The sequence below is a fragment of the Aeromicrobium alkaliterrae genome (assembly GCF_039529015.1).
Classification (GTDB): domain Bacteria; phylum Actinomycetota; class Actinomycetes; order Propionibacteriales; family Nocardioidaceae; genus Aeromicrobium; species Aeromicrobium alkaliterrae.
Window position 1 is genome coordinate 592,696 of the sequence record NZ_BAAAME010000004.1, and the last position, 17,876, is coordinate 610,571.

The following is a 17,876-nucleotide window of genomic DNA, read 5'->3' on the forward strand; positions in this document are numbered from 1 at the left end:
CTCGGCCGCCGCGAAGTCTGCTCCGCGGCGGACGAGGATGCCGAGCACGCTGGGCGTCAGGCGCCGCAGGAGGGCGGGGTCGAAGGCAGGGTCGACCTCAGCGTCGTCCACGAGGCCTGCCGGTCACTCCGTGATGGTCGGCGGCGCGGTCAGGAACGGCCGCACCTCCAGCCACTCGTGGATCGGACGCCCACCGGCGCCCGGCGCCGCCGAGAGCTCGCCCGCGAGCTCGACGGCACGCTCCTGGCTGTCGACGTCGATGATCATCCAGCCGGCGATCAGGTCCTTCGTCTCGGCGAACGGGCCGTCGGTGACCGGCGGCTTCCCCTCGCCGCCGTGCTGGACCCAGAGGCCGTCGGGTGCGAGCGCCTGGCCGTCGACGAACTCGCCCGTGCCCTCGAGCCGCTGCGCGAAGTCGTTCATGTACTGGATGTGGTCGGTGATCTCGTCGGGCGTCCACTGGTCCATGGGGATGTCGTTGCGCGACGCCGGGGCTCCGCGGTAGTGCTTGAGCAGCAGGTACTTCGCCATGATGTTCTCCTCCGAGTGTGCGACCCATTGTGGTCGCGTTCGTACCGGGGACGGAACCACCCGCAGGTTCTCGACATCGCGGCCGAATTTTTCTCCGTCCGATCCTGCTCGCGCCAGATCAGCCGGCCTCGAGGTCCTCGCCGCTGTGCACGAGGTGCTCGACGACCGTGCGGACGGCGAGGCGCGCCGCGCGATCGGGCCGGCTCAGCGCCACGATGCTGCGCACCGCCCGCACCCCGTCCAGCGGTCGCAGGACGACGCCCGGGCGCGGGCGGGTCGTGAAGCGCGGCAGCAGCGCCAGGCCGACCCCGGACCCGACGAGCGCCTCGACGAGGTGGTTGTCGCGCAGCCGGAGGCGGCGCTCGAGCGGCTGACCCGTGCGGTTCTCGACCGCCGTGAGGATCGTGTCGAACGGGTAGCCGACCGGCACGCCGATCCACGTCGAGCCGACGAGGTCCTCCGGGCGCAGCCGGTCGCGCCCCGCGAGCGGGTGCCCGCTCGTCATCGCCACGTCGATCGGCTCGCGCACCAGCGGCGTGACGACCAGCCCTTCGGCTCCCCGGGGGACGTCGCCGGCCAGACTGTGCGCGATCACGACGTCGACGTCGTTCGCCCGGGTCGGGAAGTCGGCCTCCGCCAGGTCGAAGTCGTCGACCTGCAGCTGGATCGCGGATCCGTCGAGGCGACGCACGAGGCCGGGCAGCAGGGCCTCCCCCGCGCTCGGCAGCGTCCCGATCGTGACCGCACCCCGCGGTTCGCCGAGGCTCGCGTCGAGCCTGGCCCGCACCTGCGCGAGCGCGGCACTGACCGATCCTGCCCCCTCGGCCAGGATCTGGCCCGCCCCGGTCAACCTGACCCCGCGCGAGAACGGCTCGACCAGGGCGACGCCCAGCTCCCGCTCGGCGGTCCTCAGCTGCTGCGACACCGCGGACGGGGTGCGATGGGTGGCGGCGGCGACGGCGGCCAGCGTGCCCCGCTCGCCGAGCTCGCGCAGGAGCTGGAGGTGACGGACGTCCATGAAGGCATCCTAATGACTTGATGCAGAACTATTCGCTGGTGCTACACAGAACCGGCCTCCAGACTCAGGGGGTGCCCGCCCGCCACATCGCCCTCGCCTGCCTCGTCGCCGTCCTCTGGGGCGTCAACTTCCTCGCGATCCACGCCTCGCTGCAGCAGTTCCCGCCGATCTTCCTCGTCGCACTCCGCTTCGCCCTGATCGCGGTGCCCGCACTGCTCTTCGTGCCGCGACCTCAGGTGCCGACCCGGTGGCTCGTCGGGTACGGACTCGGCTTCGGTGTCGTCCAGTTCCTCGGGCTGTACCTCGGGATGGCGGCCGGGTTCCCCACGGGCCTCGCGTCGCTCGTGCTCCAGGCGTCGGCGCCGTTCACGGTCGTGCTGGGCGCGCTGCTCCTGCGGGAGTCGCTGTCACCGCGGCGCGTGGTGGGGATCGCCGCGGCGGTCGCCGGCCTGGGCCTGGTGGGCATCTCCCGCGGCGGTGCCGGCGGCTGGTGGCCGTTCGCGCTCGTGCTGCTCGGCGCGCTCGGCTGGGCGTTCGGCAACATCTCGACCCGTCTCGCCGCCCCTGACAAGCCGCTGCACCTGATCCTCTGGATGGCGGTCGTGCCGCCGCTGCCGATGCTCGCCCTGTCGCTCGTCGTCGAGGGCCCCGCGGAGATCGGCGACGCCTGGGCGACCGCCGCGACGGCCGAGGCCGTCCCGGCCTGGATCGGGCTGGCCTACACCGTCCTCCTCGGCACGATCGTCGGCTCGGGGATCTGGGTCTGGCTCATGAAGCGTCACCCGGCCGGCGTCGTCGCGCCGTTCTCGATGCTCGTGCCCGTCGTGGGCATGCTGACCGCAGCCCTCGTGCTCGACGAGCGACCCTCGGGCCTGGCGCTCGCCGGAGGCCTGCTGGTCGTCGCGGGCGTCCTGTGGTCGGGCCGGCTGCCGCGGGTGCCCGACCTGGTCGGCACCCGACGTCAGCGCAGGCGGCTGGCGAGCTCGGCTGCCCAGTAGGTCAGCACGATGTCGGCGCCCGCGCGGCGGATTGACGTGACGGTCTCCTCGATCGCCCGGTCGCGGTCGATCCAGCCCTGGGCGGCGGCAGCCTCGACCATCGCGTACTCGCCGGAGACGTTGTAGGCGGCGACCGGGACGTCGGTGCGCTCGCGGACCTTCGCGACCAGGTCGAGGTAGCCGAGGGCCGGCTTGACCATCACGACGTCGGCACCCTCGACCAGGTCGAGCTCGAGCTCGCGCATCGCCTCGCGGGCGTTCGCCGGATCCTGCTGGTAGGTGCGCCGGTCGCCCTGGAGGGAGGAGTCGACGGCCTCGCGGAACGGGCCGTAGAAGGCCGACGCGTACTTCGCGGTGTAGGCGATGATCGCGACGTCGTCGTGACCCGCGGCGTCCAGCGCCGACCGGACCACGCCCACCTGGCCGTCCATCATCCCGCTCGGACCGACCCAGTGGGCTCCGGCCTGCGCCTGGGCGAGGCCCATCTGGGCGTACACCGCGAGCGTCGCGTCGTTGTCGACCCGGCCCTGGCCGTCGAGCACGCCGCAGTGGCCGTGGTCGGTGAACTCGTCGAGGCACAGGTCGCTCATGACGAGCAGGTCGTCGCCGACCTCCGCGCGGGCATCGGCGATGGCCAGGTTGAGGATGCCGTCGGGGCGGAGCGCTCCGGAGCCCGTGGCGTCCTTGTGCTCCGGCACGCCGAACAACATCACGCCGCCGAGCCCCAGCTCCGCGGCCTCGCGATACGCCTTCTTCGCCGACTCACGCGTGTGCTGGACGACGCCCGGCATGCTCGAGATCGGTCGCGGCTCGTCGATCCCCTCGGCCACGAACATCGGCAGCACGAGCTGCGAGGCCACCGTGTGGGTCTCGCGCACGAGGCGCCGGGTGGCCGGGGTCGCCCGCAGGCGACGCGGTCGGTGCGGCAGGTTCGTCATGCGTTCGAGGGTAGTCCGAGGTCGGAGAACCGGCGATGATGCATCAGGGTCGCTCCGGCTGCCCGGATGCATCGTTCCTCACGCCCGGTCGACCGCCGCTGATGCAATGCGGTAGTGCCAGCTACCCCGATGCATCATCGCCGGTCCCTCCCGGGGGCGACCGAGGGGCCGTGGCCGCCGAAGCGACCACGACCCCTCTCGAGCCTTCGTCAGGCCTTGCGCCGGCTGGACGGGCGGCGCTGGGACGGCTTGGTGACGGGCTCGCCCGCCTCCAGGAACGCCACGCGCCGGGCGGCGCCGAACGCGGCGAGCGCGTCGGCCAGGACCTCGACGGACGGCGACTCGGCCATGACGTCGACGCGCAGCCCGTGCTCCTCGGCGGTCTTGGCCGTGGCCGGACCGATGCACGCGATGATCGTCGACGGGTGCGGCTTGCCCGCGATGCCCACGAGGTTGCGAACCGTCGAGCTCGACGTGAACAGGACCGAGTCGAACTTGCCGGTCTTGATCGCGTCGCGCGTCGGCGCCGGCGGCGGGGCCGCCCGGACGGTGCGGTACGCCGTGACGTCGTCGACCTCCCAGCCGAGCTCGATCAGACCGGCCACGAGGGTCTCGGTCGCGATGTCGGCGCGCGGCAGGAAGACCCGGTTGATCGGGTCGAGCGTCTCGTCGTACGGCGGCCAGTCCTCGACCAGCCCGCGAGCGCTCTGCTCGCCGCTCGGCACCAGGTCGGGCCGGATGCCCCACGTCGCGATGGCCTCGGCGGTCTTCTCGCCGACCGCGGCGATCTTCAGCCCCGAGAAGGCGCGGGCGTCGAGCCCGTACTCCTCGAACTTCTCGCGCACGGCCTTGACGGCGTTGACGCTCGTGAACGCGACCCACTCGTAGCGGCCCTCGACCAGGCCACGCACGGCCTTGTCCATCTGCTGCGGGTTGCGGGGCGGCTCCACCGAGATCGTCGGGACCTCCTCGGAGACCGCGCCGTAGCCGCGCAGGCGGGCGGCCAGGGAGGCCGACTGCTCCTTGGTGCGGGGCACCAGGATGCGCCAGCCGTACAGGGGCTTGGTCTCGAACCAGGAGAGCGCGTCGCGCATCTGCACGACCTCGCCGACGACCGTGATGGCCGGGGAGGTCATGCCCGCGGCCTTCGCGTCGGCCGCGATGCCCTCGAGCGTCGAGACGATCGTGCTCTGCTCGGTCGTGGTGCCGACGCGCGTCATGGCGACGGGCGTCTGCGGCGAGCGACCGGCGGCGATCAGGCCGTCGGCGGCCTCACCGATGCGCGCGACCGCCGAGAGCAGGACGAGCGTGTCGTCGCCGCTCAGCTCGGTCCACGCGACCGACGTGTCGCCCACGCTGATGACGCGGAACTCGCGGTGCTGGCGGTTGGTCAGCGGGACGCCGGCGTAGGCCGGGACGGCCTGCACCGAGGAGATACCGGGGACGACCTCGAACTCGATGCCGGCCTTCGAGCACGCGGCCGCCTCCTCGGGCGCCGTGGCGTACGTGAAGGGGTCGCCGCTGATGAGGCGCACGACGTGGGCGCCGGTCTTGGCGTGCCGCACGACGAGGCGGGCGCGAGCAGCGTGCGTCAGCGTCTCGCCGTCCTCGCCGAGGCCGCCGTCGACGATCTCGGCGCCGTTGAGGACCAGGGCCTCCTGCTCGGGAAGCTCGGTGATGACGACGTCGGCCTGGGCGAGCAGCTCGGCGGCACGCACGGTCAGCAGGCTGGCGTCGCCGGGCCCGGCGCCGACGAAGCTGACACGACCGAGCTTCTTGCCCGGCTTGCTGGCACGCGCCGGCGCGGTGCCCGTCGGCGCAGACGTCGTGGGGTCCGGCGTCGCGGTGGTGGTGGTCACGTGGGTTCTTCCTTCTGGTGCAGACGTTCTCGGTGACGAGGTCTGCGGGTTGGTCGGGTCGGGGCCGGAGGTCAGGCGACGGGCGCCATGATCTGGTCGGCTCCCTCGGCCAGCATCTCGGTGGCGAGACGATGTCCGAGCGCGGCGGCGTCGGTGGGGACCCCGGTCGCGGACAGGCGGATGGACGGGTTGCCGGAGGGGTCGGCGACGACCGCGCGCAGCCAGAGCTCGTCGCCGTCGTCGCCCCAGGCGACCTCGGCGAGGGCTCCGACCGGTGCGCTGCAGCCGGCCTCCAGCGTGGCGAGCAACGTGCGCTCGGCCGTGACGGCCGCCCGGGTGTCGACGTCGTCGAGCACCGCGAGCAGCGTGATGAGATCAGGTCGGTCGGCCCGGCACTCGACCGCCAGCGCACCCTGCCCGGGGGCGGGGAGCACCTGGATGGGGTCGAGCACCTCGGTGGCCTCGTCGGCCCGCTCGAGCCGCAGGAGGCCCGCGCGGGCGAGCACGACCGCGTCGACCTCGCCGGAACGGACCTTGCCCAGCCGGGTGTCGACGTTGCCGCGGATCGGGACGATCTCGACCCCGAGGCCAAGCGCGTTGATCTGCGCCGCTCGACGGGGCGAGCCCGTGCCGATCGTGGAGCCGACCGGCAGCTCGCCCAGGGTCAGGCCGTCGCGGGCGACGAGCGCGTCGCGGACGTCCTCGCGGGGCGGCACGGCGGCCAGCACGAGGCGCGGGTCGTCGGCGGTGGGCAGGTCCTTGAGCGAGTGCACCGCGAAGTCGACCTGGTCGGCGACGAGCGCCTCGCGCAGGGCCGCGACGAACACGCCGGTGCCGCCGATCTGGTCGAGCGGGGCCGACGAGCGGTCGCCCTCGGTGCTGATCGTGACGAGCTCGACTTCACGGCCGGTCAGCTCGGTCAGCCGGGCGGCGACGTGACCGGACTGCGTGCGGGCGAGCTGGCTGGCCCGCGTGCCGAGGCGCAGCGCCGGCAGCGACTGGGGGCCGGTCATGAGCCCTCCTTCGCGGCCGAGACGCGGTCAACCGCGGCCGGGTCGAGCGCGAACAGGTCGGCCAGCGCGTCGGCGTACGTCAGGCCGTTCGGGCCGTCGGCGAGCTGCTGCACGCGCACCGTGGGCTGGTGGAGCAGCTTGTCGGAGACGCGCCGCAGGGCCTGACGGACCTCGGCGCGCTGAGCGTCGGTGAGGTCGCCGAGGCGAGCCTCCAGACGGTCGCTCTCGGCCTGGACGATCTCGGTGGCCATCCCGCGCAGGGCCTTGACGGTGGGCGTGACCCGCGAGGCCGACTTGGCGGCCAGGAACGTGCCGACCTCGCCGTCGACGATCGAGCGCACGGCGGCGACGTCGGCGACGACCTCGGAGTCGGCGGCCAGCTCGGCCAGGACCTGCATGTCGATGTGGGTCACGTGCGGCAGCGACGCCGCCTCGGCCGCGATGTCGCGGGGCAGCGCGAGGTCGACGACCGTCATCGGACGACCGTCGGACGTGGCCCGCTCGATGCGGTCGCGGTCGAACACGACGCCGGTGGCTCCCGTGCAGCTGATCAGCACGTCGGCGGCCTGCAGCTCGACGTCCAGCGCCTCCCAGCGCACCGCCCCGACGCCGAACGTCGCGACGAGCTCGTAGGCGCGCTGGTACGTGCGGTTGGTGACCATGACCCGCTCGGGGGCGATGCCGCGGTCCATCAGCGTGCGGACCGCGAGGCTCGCCATCGTGCCGGCTCCGGCGACGAGGTAGCGGGTCTCGGGCGTGGTCTCGCCGACGGCGTCGAGGGCCGCGGTGACCACCGAGGGCGCCAGCCGGTCGATGCCGGTCTCGGCGTGCCCACGCTTGCCGATGCGCAAGGCCTGCTGGAACAGCGCGTTGAGCGCGGGTCCGACGGTCGACTCGGCCTGGGCCGACTGCAGCGACAGGCGGACCTGCCCGAGGATCTGGCTCTCGCCCAGGATCATCGAGTCCAGGCCCGAGGCCACGGAGAACAGGTGGGCCACGGCGGCGTCGTCGTAGTGCACGTAGAGGTGGTGCACGAGCTCGTCACGCCCGAGGCCTGCATGCTCGGCGAACAGCCGCGACAGCTCCTCGATCGCGCCGTGGAAGCGCTCGGCCTCGACGTAGACCTCGACCCGGTTGCAGGTCGAGATGACGACGGACTCGGTGATGTGGGCCGACTCGAGCACCTTGTGCGACAGCTTCACGCCGTCGTCGGTGTCGAGGGAGGCGCGCTCGAGCACCTCGATGGGTGCCGTGCGGTGGGACATCCCCAGGACGAGAACGCTCATGCGCTCACCACCGGGGTGCCTGCTCCGTCACGGGGGCAGTAGGGCAGAATTGTCACAGTGCTCCTGCACCGCGCGACCTCGGGATTTCCCTGTCGGGACAGGCCTGCGGCGCCTGCACAGTCTACGATCCGGTCTCCTGGTTCACCAAATCGTCACGTGTGACGTCGTCGGACTCAGCCCGCGAGGGCCTGACGCAGCCGATCGGGATCGACCCGCCAGAAGTCGTGCTGACGCCCGTCGACGAACGTCACGGGCACCTCGTCGGCGTACCGCTCGACCAGCGCCGGATCGGCGTCGACGTCGACGCGCACCCAGGTCTCACCGGTCTCCGCGGTCACCTGGGCCACGACCTGTTCGGCCGCCTCGCAGAGGTGACAGCCGTCGCGGGAGACCACGACGACCCGCGCCGACGCCAGGACCTCCGGGTCGATGCCGGTGCTCACGGCGCGCCCGTCACCGCAGACCGAGCGCCGTGCCGCGAGCCAGCGCCCGGAGGCGGCCCTTCGCGACCTTGCCGGTGGCGGAGTACGGCAGGCCCTGCACGACCTCGATCGTGGTGGGCTGCTTGAAGCGGGCGAGCCGGGTGCGGCACGCGGCGCTGACGGCGGCCCGCACCTCGTCGGCGTCGGCCCCGGCGAGCGGGACGACGAAGGCGATGACCTGCTCGCCGGTCTCCTCGTGGGGCAGGCCCACGACGGCGACCTGGTCGACGCCCGGCGCCTCCGAGATGACGTCCTCGACCTCGCTCGGGTAGACGTTGAAGCCCGAGACGATCACGAGCTCGCGCAGCCGGTCGACCAGCGTGAGGTCGCCGTCGGCGTCGAGCAGGCCCACGTCGCCCGTGGGGTACCAGCCGTCGGCGTCGGGGCCGTCGACCGCGTCGGGCCAGTAGCCCGAGAGCAGGTTGGCGCCCCGGACCCAGATCTCGGCCGGGTCGCCCGGACGGGCCTCGGTGCCGTCGACGGTCTCGACGACCCGGATCTCGATGCCCGGGAGCACCGCGCCGACCGAGTGCGCCTTGGGCTCGCCGTCGGGGCCGCGGGTCGCGCCGATCGTGACGGCGATGACGGGCGACGCCTCGGTGAGGCCGTAGCCCTGCTCGATCGCATGACCGGACGACTCGCGGAAGTCGCGGGCCAGGTCGGGGTCCAGCGCCGACGCACCGGAGACGACCACGCGGACCGAGGCCAGCTTCTCGCGCAGGTCGGAGCGCCCGGACCACGCGGCGACGACGGGCGGCGCGACGGGAAGGTAGGTGATGCCCTCCGCGCCGACGAGCTCGAGCAGCCCGTCGGGGTCGAAGCCGTCGACCAGCACGAGCGGCGAGCCCTGGTGGACCGCCTGGCCCAGCACGCAGTTGAGCCCGTAGATGTGGAACATCGGCAGGAGACCGAGGCACACGTCGTCGGCACCGACGACGTCGAGGGTCGCGACCTGCTCGATGTTGGCCAGCAGGGCGCGGTGCGACAGCATCACGCCGCGCGGACGGCCGCTGGTGCCCGAGGTGTAGAGGATGACCGCGAGCGACTCCGGGTCGGCGGGCGCCGCCGGCGTCGACGCGACCGCGGCGTCGAGGAAGGCGGCGAAGGCGACCTCGTCGCCCTCGGGCGCGGGGCCGTCGACGACGACCGTGAGGTGCTCGATCGTCGTGGCGGCGGCACGCACCGCCTCGACGGCTGCACCGTCGGCCAGCACGACGCGCGCGCCGGAGTCGGCGAGCATCCGCTCGACCTCGCGCGGGGTCGAGCGCGGGTTGACGGGGACCGCGACCATGCCGCCCCGCAGGACCGCGAAGTAGGCGATGACGAGGTCGATGCGGTTGGCCATCACGAGCGCCACCCGGTGGCCGGCACGCAGGCCCCGCGCGCTGAGGCCGCGTGACACCGCGTCGGCCGCCGCGTCGAGCTCGGCCCACGTGACGACACGTCGCCCGTCACGGACCTCGATCAGGGCGGTGCCCTGCGGGTCGCGGCGCGCGGCGACGGCGAGGATCTCGCTGACGTTCACGGTCACGGCGACAACTCTTCCACACCGCCCGGCCACCTCGCGGGCTAACCTCTCCCCCGGTCTCCTGACGCGCGGTAGCCTCGCGGACATGACTCGCCCGCCGTCCGCTCCCCGGCCCGTCTCGCCGGCCGACCGGCGGCGCAACCTCAAGTCGCGCTCGGTGCTGGCCGGACAGGCGGCAGCGGCGTCCGCCGAGGTCGAGATCGCCCTCGCGCCCCAGGCTGATCCGAGGGCCGCAGCCTTCTTCGACGTCGACAACACGATCATGCAGGGCGCCTCGATCTTCCACCTCGCCCGCGGCCTCTACCGGCGTGACTTCTTCTCGGGCCGCGACCTCCTCGGAGCGGTCTGGCAGCAGGCGTACTTCCGCATCTCGGGCATCGAGGACCCCGAGCACATCGCCAAGGCGCGGTCGTCGGCCCTCTCGTTCATCGCGGGCCACAGCGTCGCCGAGCTCGAGGAGATCGGCGAGGAGATCTTCGACGAGCACATGGCCCACAAGATCTGGCCCGGCACCCGCGCGATCGCCCAGACCCACCTCGACCGTGGTCAGCGGGTCTGGCTCGTGACCGCAGCGCCCATCGAGATCGCCCAGGTCATCGCCCGCCGCCTCGGCCTGACCGGCGCGCTCGGCACGGTCGCCGAGCACGTCGACGGCGTCTACACCGGCGAGCTGGTCGGCGAGATGCTGCACGGCGAGGGCAAGGCCGTGGCCGTCCGGGCGATCGCCGAGCGCGAGAAGCTCGACCTGGCCCGCTGCTCGGCGTACTCCGACTCCAGCAACGACCTGCCGATGCTCTCGCTCGTCGGCCACCCCTGCGCGGTCAACCCCGACGCGACGCTGCGGTCGCACGCCAAGGCCAACGGCTGGGAGATCCGCGACTACCGGACGGGTCGCCGTGTGGCGCTCGCCGGGGCCCGCAGCGCCGGCGTCGCCGGGCTCGCCGTGGCCGGCTGGCAGGTCGCTCGACGCCTGCGTCGCTGAAGCCCGGGTCCTTTTCCGAATTCCCTGGGCGAAAGTCCCGTCGCGGGTTAGACTGCCGATGATCTGGGAGGGATCATGAGGGAGCATCTGGGAGATCTGCGCACGGTGCTGGCGATGGCCGGCGCCCATGCCGACGATCCCTCGCTCCTGGTCGCCCTCGCGCACGTCGGCACCGCCGCGAGCCCCGGCGGGGCCGGTGGCTCGGACCCGGACCCGCAGCTCGATCCCGAGGCCCAGCGCCTGCGCGCCCTCGTCGACCTCGCCGTCCAGGGCGACTCCGAGGCGTTCGGCCAGCTGTACGACCACTACGTCAACGGGATCTACCGGTTCATCTACTACCGCGTCGGCTCCGCGCCCCTCGCCGAGGACCTGACGAGCGAGACGTTCGTGCGCGGCCTGCGCGCCATCAACCGGTTCAGCTGGCAGGGCAAGGACTTCGGCGCCTGGCTCACCACGATCGCCCGCAACCTGATCACCGACCACTTCAAGTCGAGCCGGTCGCGGCTCGAGATCGTCTCGGACTCCGTGCCCGAGACGCGCTCCAGCCCGCCGACCCCCGAGGACGAGGTCCTCAGCCTGGTCTCCAACGAGATGCTGCTGACCGCCGTCAACTCCCTGCCGGAGGAGCAGCGCGACTGCATCCTGATGCGCTTCATGCAGGGCTTGTCGATCGCGCAGACCGCTGCCGCGCTCGGTCGCAGCGAGGGAGCCGTCAAGCAGCTCCAGCTGCGCGCCGTGCGACGTCTCGCGAAGAACATCTCGGAGGACGTCCGATGAGCTCGACGACATTGGCCAGTCCTTTTCGCGTCACGATCCGTAACTCCGCCCGTCTCATGGTCGTTCCCACCAGTGACGACCGTTCGGCAACGAGGCAGGAATCATGACGACCCACAAGCGCGAGGCTGAGGCTCTCGAGGCTGCTCTCCGGGGCAAGCCCGGTGCCGTCGACTCCAGCGTCCTCGAGCTCGTCCGCCATGCCGAGGCGATCTGCGCCACGGCCGCGACCGTCGCCCCGTCCGACGAGTTCCGCGCCTCGCTGCGGGAGCGCCTGATGGCCGAGGCCCCCGAGGTCCTCACCGTCACGGCCCGGCCCGTCGTCCACGTCCCCCGCACGACCGGCCTGCGTCGCCGGGTCGGTCGACTCAGCGCCGCCGCGATCGTCGCCGTCGGCGGTGTCGGCATCATCGCGTCCAGCGCGCAGGCCGTCCCCGGCGACATGCTCTACAACGTCAAGCGTGGTGTCGAGAACGTCGAGCTCGCGCTGCAGCGCTCCGACGAGTCCCGCGGCCAGCTGCAGCTCGACCAGGCGCGCGAGCGTCTGGCCGAGGCCGAGCACCTCGCCGACAGCGGCGACCTCGAGCGGTCCGCCTCGGCACTCGCCGACTTCCGCGAGCAGGCCGACGCCGGCACCGCTGATCTCTTCACGGCCTACGGCGACGGCACCACGCCGGCCCCGGTCGAGTCGGTCAACGACTTCGCGGCGGAGTCCGCCACGACCCTGACCGACATGGCCGAGCTGTTCCCCGCCGAGGCCTCCGCCCCGCTCGAGCTCGCGATGGACACCGTCCGCGAGATCGCCACGCAGGCCAGCGCGCTGTGCACCGAGTGCAGCACCATCTCGCTGCCCGAGCTCACCACGATCGCCGGCCCGGCCGTGACGTCGCCGTCCGCAGGACCGACCGCGCCGTCCGCCGCCCCCGCGCCGACGGCCTCCGGCCCGACGACGGCCGCTCCGGCCCCGTCGCCCACGAAGGCACCGTCGGCGGCCGCCCCGTCGCTCCCGCTCGCCCCGAGCGCCACGCCCACGCCCGTGCCGCAGGTGCCGATCGTGACCCCGCTGGTCGACAGCCTGCTCGGCGAGAACGGCCTCGTGCCGACGCTGCTCGGCGGCCTGCTCGGGACCAACAAGTAAGTCTCCGCGGCCCCCGGGGGCTCCGCTGAGCGGTTCTGCCTCCGGCGGTGGCGTTCACGACGTTCGGCACGGACCAACGGCGTGGTGGGCGCTCACGATGATGCGTTCGGGTAGTCCGCACTACCGACATGCACCATCCGTCAGCTGACGGCACCCGGAGGCCACCGCTCCTGGTCCATGCCGCTTGTCGCGCGCCACGGGAGGCGGTCGGCTCCCGCGGTCAGAAGAACGCGCTGCCGCGCTCGACGAGCAGCTTGTACAGCGTCTGCTGGATCGTCTCGCGCACCTGGTCGGTGACGTTGAACAGCAGCATCGGGTCGTCGGCCGCCTCGGGCTCGTAGGCGTCGGTGCGGATCGGCTCGCCGAACTCGATGATCCACTTGCTCGGCAACGGGATCAGGCCGAGCGGCCCGAGCAGCGGGAAGAACGGGGTGATCGGCAGGTACGGCACCCCCATCAGGCGAGCCAGCGACGGGACGTTGCCGATCAGCGGGTAGATCTCCTCGGCGCCGACGATCGAGACCGGCACGATCGGCACCTGGGCCCGCATCGCGGACGACACGAAGCCGCCGCGGCCGAAGCGCTGCAGCTTGTAGCGCTCGGCGTACGGCTTGCCGATGCCCTTGAAGCCCTCGGGCCACACGCCGGCGAGCTCGCCGCTGCTGAGGAGGCGCTCGGCGTCCTCGGTGCAGGCCAGCGTCGCGCCGAGCTTGCGGGCCAGCTGGCTGACGAACGGGAGCGCGAAGACCAGGTCGGCGCCCAGCGGGCGGAGGTTGCGGTTGGCGTACTTCTTGACCGCGTAGCCCGTGATGACGCCGTCGATCGGCACGGTGCCGGAGTGGTTCGCCACGAGGAGCGCACCGCCGTCGGCGGGGATGTTCTCGATGCCGCGCACCTCGAGGCGGAACCACTTCTCGGCCAGCGGCTCGACGGCGTTGATCAGGACCTCGGTGATCTGCGGGTCGAACCCGAAGTCGTCCACGGCGTACTCGCCGTTGACCCGTCGGCGCAGCGCGGCCAGCAGGGTCGCGAGGCGCGCCTCCCAGTCCGAGCCCAGGACGCGCTGAGCGGCCTGGACGACGGCGGTGAAGATCTCGTCGAGCGGGATGCCGGCAGCGGCAGGAGCAGCGCCGGCCGAGCGGGTGCGGCGCTGCGCCTCCTCGGCGGCCTCCGCTGCGGCGCGGGCCGCGTCGTCCTCCGTGACCGCGCGCAGGCGGCGACCGGTGGCGGTGCTGCGTGCCGAGGCGCTGGCCGTGGGCCGTGCGGTGTCGGCGGACTCCGCCGACTTCTTGGGCGCGGCCTTCTTCGGAGCGGTCTTCTTGGCCGCGGGCTTCCTCGCCGCCGACTTCGGGGCGGACTGCTCGGCCGGCTCGTCCGTGGTGGGCTTGGCCTTCGCCTTGGTCGGGGGCTTGCGCGGCGCCGAGCCACCCGCGAGCGAGCGTGCCGCGGTGGACGGGGACGTGCGTCCCGCCCCCGGCTTCGCCGACCGGGCCCCGATGTTCTTCCGCGGATCCTCAGTCATGCCGCACCTGCCTCAGAGAAGTGCACGATAGGCAGGAGCGTCATGAGCACACTGCCCGTTTTCGTTCGCTGGCGCTCACTCATGCGCTTCGCCTCCCAGGCCGGACAGGACTCCGGGGCGGATCGCCGCGCGGAACTGCTCCACGACCTGTGCGGTCGAGTAGGTCGGCTCGAAGCCGAAGATGTCGCGCAGCGCCGAGGTGTCGACCGCGCGGCCGTACATCAGCAGGCGGTGCAGGTCGGGCGAGATGTCGGAGCCGACCGAGCGCAGCACCCGGCGGGCACCGCTGGCGAAGCCGAACGGGGGCACGGGCACGACCGGACGTCCGAGACGCCGGGCGACCTGGGTCAGCAGCACGACGCCGTCGCCGGCCACGTTGAACGTGCCCGGGCGGTCCTTGCGCACCGACTCGACCAGGATCTCCAGGAGGTCCTGCACGTGCACGAACTGCAGGCGCGGGTCGTAGCCGAGCGCAGCCGGCAGCAGGGCGCTGCGGAAGTACTGGCCGAGCGGCGAGAAGTGGTCGGCGTCGAGCAGGTGGGCGGCGCGCAGGGTCGTGATCAGCACCTCGGGGCGACGGCGCGCGAAACCGCGCACGTACGCCTCGACCTCGACGATGTCCTTCGGGAACCCCGACCGGACGCCACCACGGGCGCTCGTGGACTCCCGGAACAGCGCAGGGTCGCGCGAGGAGGACCCGTAGACCGCGGTCGACGAGCCCAGGACGAGCTTGGACACGACGGACGAGCGCTGGCAGGCCGCCAGCAGCTGCATCGTGCCGATGACGTTGAGCTCCTTGCCACCGCCCCGACCCCGCACCTGCGGGCTCAGGTCGAGGTGCACGACGGTGTCGACGTCCTCGACTGCGATGACCTTGCCGATCACCGGGGTGCGGATGTCGGCGCGGACGAACTTGACGCCTGTCAGGTCGCCATCGGGCAGCACGGTGTCGACACCGACGACCTTGTCGATCGTCGGTTCGTCGGCCAGGTTCCGCGCCACGAGCGTGGCGAACGAGTCCGACACGCCGGTGACGAGAACGACCTTGCCCATGGCGCCGGCCGGACTACTTTCCGAGCTTGCGACGCTGGACGCGCGTGCGCTTCAGCATCTTGCGGTGCTTCTTCTTCGACATCCGCTTGCGACGCTTCTTGATGACAGAACCCACGAAAAAACCCCAGTACTGATTGGTTGAGATGACGGCTCAGCGTACCCGCCTCGTCCAGCCCATCACACACCGCCAAGCGGGAGTGAGACCCGACAGGCGTGCCGGGTCGTGGGCTGCAGGAGAAGAGCGGCCTCAGCCGGCCTGGTAGAAGGACTTGTCGATGAAGGCATCGACGGCCTGCTGCGTGACGCGGAACGAGCGGCCGACGCGGACCGCCTCGAGGTCGCCACCGTGCACCAGCCGGTAGACGGTCATCTTCGAGACACGCATCTGAGCGGCCACTTCGGCAATCGTCAGGAACTCGCCAGCGGACGCCATCTGCTTCCTCTTTTCGCGCTAGGGCACGCGCGCTCTCCGGCTTCCCCACCGGAGAGGCAGCGCGCGTGCTTGTTGGGAGCGTAGTGGGTCCGACTCCCAGGCGTACAGGGGTTCGGCCAATTCGTCTCAGGAGACCCTCAGGGAACGTTGGTCCCACCCGTCACGCGCGCCCCGCAGGGGTCAGTAGAGCGGGTCGATGCCGAACGCCGGGAAGGTCGCCTGCCGCGCGGCGTTGATCTGGCGGTCGAGCCAGCTCGCGGGGTCGTAGCCGGACTCCCAGGGCCGATAGCTGGGAGTGCGCCCGTCGCCCATGCGGGTCGGCGCGACGACGCCGCGGCGGTGCTGCACGAACGACTGCCACTCGGCCGGGGTGGGCGTCGCGGGGTCGATCGGGTGGTCGGCCACGATGCCGAGCAGGTGCGTCCAGGCGCGCGGGACAACCTCCGAGACCGCGTAGCCACCGCCCCCGGTGACGACCCACTTGCCCCCGCAGAGCTCCTCGGCCAGCCCTCGCAGCGCCAGGTAGGACTCGCGCTGACCGTCGACGCTGAGCATCAGGTTGGTCAGCGGATCGTCCATGTGCGAGTCGCAGCCGTGCTGGGTGACCATGATCTCGGGCGAGAACTCGCGCAGGATCTGGGGCACGACGGCGTGGAACGCCCGGAACCAACCGGCGTCGGACGTGCCCGGCGGCAGGGGGATGTTGACGGCCGACCCCGGGGCGTCCGGGCCGCCGGTCTCGGTCGCGAACCCGGTGCCGGGGAACAAGGTCTGCGGGCCCTCGTGGATCGAGATCGTCAGCACGCGCGGGTCGTTCCAGAACATCGCCTGGACGCCGTCACCGTGGTGGGCGTCGACATCGACGTAGGCGACCCGTTCGGCGCCGTTGTCGAGGAGCCACTGGATCGCCAGGGCGACGTCGTTGTAGATGCAGAAGCCGCTGGCCCGGTCGGGCATCGCGTGGTGCAGGCCGCCGGCGACGTTGGCCGCCCGGGGCGCCTGGCCGGTCCACACCCGACGCGCGGCCTCGACGCTGGCGCCGGCGATCAGGGCGCTGACCTCGTGCATGCCGGCGAACACTGGGTTGTCGTCGTTGCCGAGGCCCGCCTCGATGTCGACGTGGATCGGGTGCGCGCTGAGCTTCTGGACCCGCTCGATGTAGCTCGCGGAGTGGATCGAGGCGAGCTCGTCGTCGGTGGCGGAGGCCGCGCCGACCCGGTCGAAGTGGTCGAGCACGCCGAGGCCGCCGGCGAGCTCGAGCGTCAGCTCGACCCGGACGGGCGCCATGGGGTGCGTCGGACCGAAGTCGTACGACGAGACGGCGTCGTCGAACACGACGACGGGGCGAGGACTGTGACCCACCTCTCGAGCGTAGTCCCCGCAGGCGCCTGACCGCTGCGCGGCCCGCTCAGCCGGACAGTTCGGCCCCCCGGCGTCAGCCGGACAGTTCTGCAGAGCGACGGGCCGCCGCGACGACGCCGGCCCGGAGCCCGTCGGCGACCCCGGTCTCGTCGAACGTCGAGATCGCGGCTGCGGTCGTGCCGCCCGGCGACGTGACCCGGCGACGCAGCTCGGCGGGCTCGTCGCCCGAGCGGTCCAGCAGGGTCGCGGCGCCGAGGAGCGTCTGGGTCGCGAGGGTGCGGGCCGTGGCCGGGTCGAGGCCCGCCTCGACTCCCCCGGCGATCATCTGCTCGACGAGGTAGAAGACGTACGCGGGGCCGGAGCCCGAGACGGCGGTCACGGCGTCCTGCAGCGACTCGTCGACCACCACGACGCGGCCGGCGGTGCCGAGCAGGTCCGCGACGGCCTGGACCTGCGCGTCGGTGCACGACGACCCGGCGGACACCCCGAACATCCCCTCGCCGACGAGCGCGGGGGTGTTCGGCATCGCGCGGACCACTGCGGTGCCCGCGGGCAGGGCGGCCTCGAACGTCGCGGTGCGGACGCCGGCCGCGATCGAGACGACGGTGGCCGAGGGAGAGACCGCGCCGGCCACGTCGGCGAGCACCGCGGGCACGTCCTGCGGCTTGACCGCGACGACGACGACGTCAGCCCCCGTCACGGCGTCGAGCGCCTCGGTCACGGTGACCCCGTGGGTCTGCCGCAGGTCGTCGGCGCGCTCGGCGTTCTTCTCGGCGACCCGGACGTCGGCGGGTGACTGCCCCGCTCGGAGGATCGCGGCGAGGATCGTCTCGCCCATGACACCGGCACCGAGGAACGCGATCGTCGACATGGCCCCACCCTAGGCGGGGCCGATCGTCCCGCTGGCTGAGGTGCGAGGAGCTCTGGCGACGAGCCTCGAAGCCACCGGTCGGTGAACG

18 protein-coding genes are annotated in these 17,876 nt (G+C 72.5%); 4 read left to right on the forward strand and 14 right to left on the reverse strand.

Annotation, left to right across the window (positions count from 1 at the left end; translation table 11 throughout):
* Positions 1-123: 123 nt before the first annotated feature.
* Both ABD127_RS10965 and ABD127_RS10970 read right to left on the reverse strand, forming a co-directional pair.
* Positions 124-531 carry a YciI family protein gene (locus ABD127_RS10965; protein ID WP_344201194.1) on the reverse strand — a complete coding sequence of 136 codons (408 nt, stop codon included), beginning with the start codon at positions 529-531 and terminating at the stop codon, positions 124-126.
* 118 nt (positions 532-649) lie between these two features.
* The gene (locus ABD127_RS10970) at positions 650-1,549 is read right to left on the reverse strand and encodes a LysR family transcriptional regulator (protein WP_344201197.1); all 900 of its coding nucleotides are present in this window, start codon (positions 1,547-1,549) and stop codon (positions 650-652) included.
* Positions 1,550-1,620: 71 nt separating this feature from the next.
* On the opposite strand from ABD127_RS10970, the gene ABD127_RS10975 reads away from it, so the two are divergent.
* On the forward strand, positions 1,621-2,547 hold the full coding sequence (locus ABD127_RS10975) for an EamA family transporter (RefSeq protein WP_344201200.1): 927 nt from the start codon (positions 1,621-1,623) through the stop codon (positions 2,545-2,547).
* On the opposite strand, the gene hemB is transcribed toward ABD127_RS10975, so the two are convergent.
* From hemB to ABD127_RS11005, 6 genes are all read right to left on the reverse strand, one after another.
* Positions 2,511-3,485 carry a porphobilinogen synthase gene (gene hemB, locus ABD127_RS10980; RefSeq protein ID WP_344201202.1) on the reverse strand — a complete coding sequence of 325 codons (975 nt, stop codon included), beginning with the start codon at positions 3,483-3,485 and terminating at the stop codon, positions 2,511-2,513. The two genes, ABD127_RS10975 and hemB, sit on opposite strands and share 37 nt — an antisense overlap.
* Positions 3,486-3,694: 209 nt before the next feature.
* Positions 3,695-5,344, reverse strand: a complete 1,650-nt coding sequence (locus ABD127_RS10985; protein WP_344201205.1) for a bifunctional uroporphyrinogen-III C-methyltransferase/uroporphyrinogen-III synthase — start codon at positions 5,342-5,344, stop codon at positions 3,695-3,697.
* A 71-nt stretch (positions 5,345-5,415) separates the two neighbouring features.
* On the reverse strand, positions 5,416-6,339 hold the full coding sequence (hemC, locus tag ABD127_RS10990) for a hydroxymethylbilane synthase (RefSeq protein WP_425545823.1): 924 nt from the start codon (positions 6,337-6,339) through the stop codon (positions 5,416-5,418).
* Between the two features lie 14 nt (positions 6,340-6,353).
* A complete protein-coding gene (locus tag ABD127_RS10995) occupies positions 6,354-7,643 on the reverse strand; it encodes a glutamyl-tRNA reductase (RefSeq protein WP_344201209.1) in 1,290 nt (429 codons plus the stop codon).
* A gap of 173 nt (positions 7,644-7,816) precedes the next feature.
* A complete protein-coding gene (locus ABD127_RS11000) occupies positions 7,817-8,086 on the reverse strand; it encodes a glutaredoxin family protein (RefSeq protein ID WP_344201212.1) in 270 nt (89 codons plus the stop codon).
* 10 nt (positions 8,087-8,096) lie between these two features.
* Positions 8,097-9,656: a class I adenylate-forming enzyme family protein gene (locus ABD127_RS11005; RefSeq protein WP_344201215.1), complete on the reverse strand. Its 1,560-nt coding sequence runs from the start codon at positions 9,654-9,656 to the stop codon at positions 8,097-8,099.
* Between the two features lie 82 nt (positions 9,657-9,738).
* Here ABD127_RS11005 and ABD127_RS11010 point away from each other — a divergent pair, with 82 nt between their 5' ends.
* From ABD127_RS11010 to ABD127_RS11020, 3 genes are all read left to right on the forward strand, one after another.
* The gene (locus tag ABD127_RS11010) at positions 9,739-10,635 is read left to right on the forward strand and encodes an HAD family hydrolase (RefSeq protein ID WP_344201217.1); all 897 of its coding nucleotides are present in this window, start codon (positions 9,739-9,741) and stop codon (positions 10,633-10,635) included.
* Between the two features lie 75 nt (positions 10,636-10,710).
* Positions 10,711-11,412: a sigma-70 family RNA polymerase sigma factor gene (locus ABD127_RS11015; RefSeq protein ID WP_344201220.1), complete on the forward strand. Its 702-nt coding sequence runs from the start codon at positions 10,711-10,713 to the stop codon at positions 11,410-11,412.
* A 103-nt stretch (positions 11,413-11,515) separates the two neighbouring features.
* The gene (locus tag ABD127_RS11020; protein ID WP_344201222.1) at positions 11,516-12,547 is read left to right on the forward strand and encodes a DUF5667 domain-containing protein; all 1,032 of its coding nucleotides are present in this window, start codon (positions 11,516-11,518) and stop codon (positions 12,545-12,547) included.
* Positions 12,548-12,767: 220 nt separating this feature from the next.
* Here the strand turns inward: ABD127_RS11020 and ABD127_RS11025 are convergent, their stop codons facing one another.
* From ABD127_RS11025 to proC, 6 genes are all read right to left on the reverse strand, one after another.
* Positions 12,768-14,069: a lysophospholipid acyltransferase family protein gene (locus ABD127_RS11025; protein ID WP_344201225.1), complete on the reverse strand. Its 1,302-nt coding sequence runs from the start codon at positions 14,067-14,069 to the stop codon at positions 12,768-12,770.
* 75 nt (positions 14,070-14,144) lie between these two features.
* Complete coding sequence (locus ABD127_RS11030) at positions 14,145-15,122, reverse strand: NAD-dependent epimerase/dehydratase family protein (RefSeq protein ID WP_344201227.1); 978 nt, start codon at positions 15,120-15,122, stop codon at positions 14,145-14,147.
* A 13-nt stretch (positions 15,123-15,135) separates the two neighbouring features.
* Positions 15,136-15,237 (reverse strand): 30S ribosomal protein bS22, encoded by a 102-nt coding sequence (locus ABD127_RS11035; RefSeq protein WP_012359487.1) that lies wholly within the window; start codon positions 15,235-15,237, stop codon positions 15,136-15,138.
* Positions 15,238-15,369: 132 nt separating this feature from the next.
* Positions 15,370-15,555, reverse strand: coding sequence for a helix-turn-helix domain-containing protein (locus ABD127_RS11040; RefSeq protein ID WP_344201231.1), 186 nt, complete (start codon positions 15,553-15,555; stop codon positions 15,370-15,372).
* A 180-nt stretch (positions 15,556-15,735) separates the two neighbouring features.
* Positions 15,736-16,917: an acetoin utilization protein AcuC gene (locus ABD127_RS11045; RefSeq protein ID WP_344201234.1), complete on the reverse strand. Its 1,182-nt coding sequence runs from the start codon at positions 16,915-16,917 to the stop codon at positions 15,736-15,738.
* A gap of 73 nt (positions 16,918-16,990) precedes the next feature.
* Complete coding sequence (gene proC / locus ABD127_RS11050) at positions 16,991-17,788, reverse strand: pyrroline-5-carboxylate reductase (protein ID WP_344201237.1); 798 nt, start codon at positions 17,786-17,788, stop codon at positions 16,991-16,993.
* Between the last annotated feature and the right edge of the window lie 88 nt (positions 17,789-17,876).

Excerpts from the sequence above, each read along its gene's own strand:
- proC (WP_344201237.1), bottom strand. The coding sequence starts at position 17,788 with ATGTCGACGATCGCGTTCCTCGGTGCCGGTGTCATGGGCGAGACGATC.
- ABD127_RS11040 (WP_344201231.1), bottom strand. The coding sequence starts at position 15,555 with ATGGCGTCCGCTGGCGAGTTCCTGACGATTGCCGAAGTGGCCGCTCAG.
- ABD127_RS11025 (WP_344201225.1), bottom strand. The coding sequence starts at position 14,069 with ATGACTGAGGATCCGCGGAAGAACATCGGGGCCCGGTCGGCGAAGCCG.
- ABD127_RS11030 (WP_344201227.1), bottom strand. The coding sequence starts at position 15,122 with ATGGGCAAGGTCGTTCTCGTCACCGGCGTGTCGGACTCGTTCGCCACG.
- ABD127_RS11020 (WP_344201222.1), top strand. The coding sequence starts at position 11,516 with ATGACGACCCACAAGCGCGAGGCTGAGGCTCTCGAGGCTGCTCTCCGG.
- ABD127_RS10965 (WP_344201194.1), bottom strand. The coding sequence starts at position 531 with ATGGCGAAGTACCTGCTGCTCAAGCACTACCGCGGAGCCCCGGCGTCG.
- ABD127_RS10970 (WP_344201197.1), bottom strand. The coding sequence starts at position 1,549 with ATGGACGTCCGTCACCTCCAGCTCCTGCGCGAGCTCGGCGAGCGGGGC.
- ABD127_RS11015 (WP_344201220.1), top strand. The coding sequence starts at position 10,711 with ATGAGGGAGCATCTGGGAGATCTGCGCACGGTGCTGGCGATGGCCGGC.
- hemB (WP_344201202.1), bottom strand. The coding sequence starts at position 3,485 with ATGACGAACCTGCCGCACCGACCGCGTCGCCTGCGGGCGACCCCGGCC.
- ABD127_RS11010 (WP_344201217.1), top strand. The coding sequence starts at position 9,739 with ATGACTCGCCCGCCGTCCGCTCCCCGGCCCGTCTCGCCGGCCGACCGG.
- ABD127_RS10995 (WP_344201209.1), bottom strand. The coding sequence starts at position 7,643 with ATGAGCGTTCTCGTCCTGGGGATGTCCCACCGCACGGCACCCATCGAG.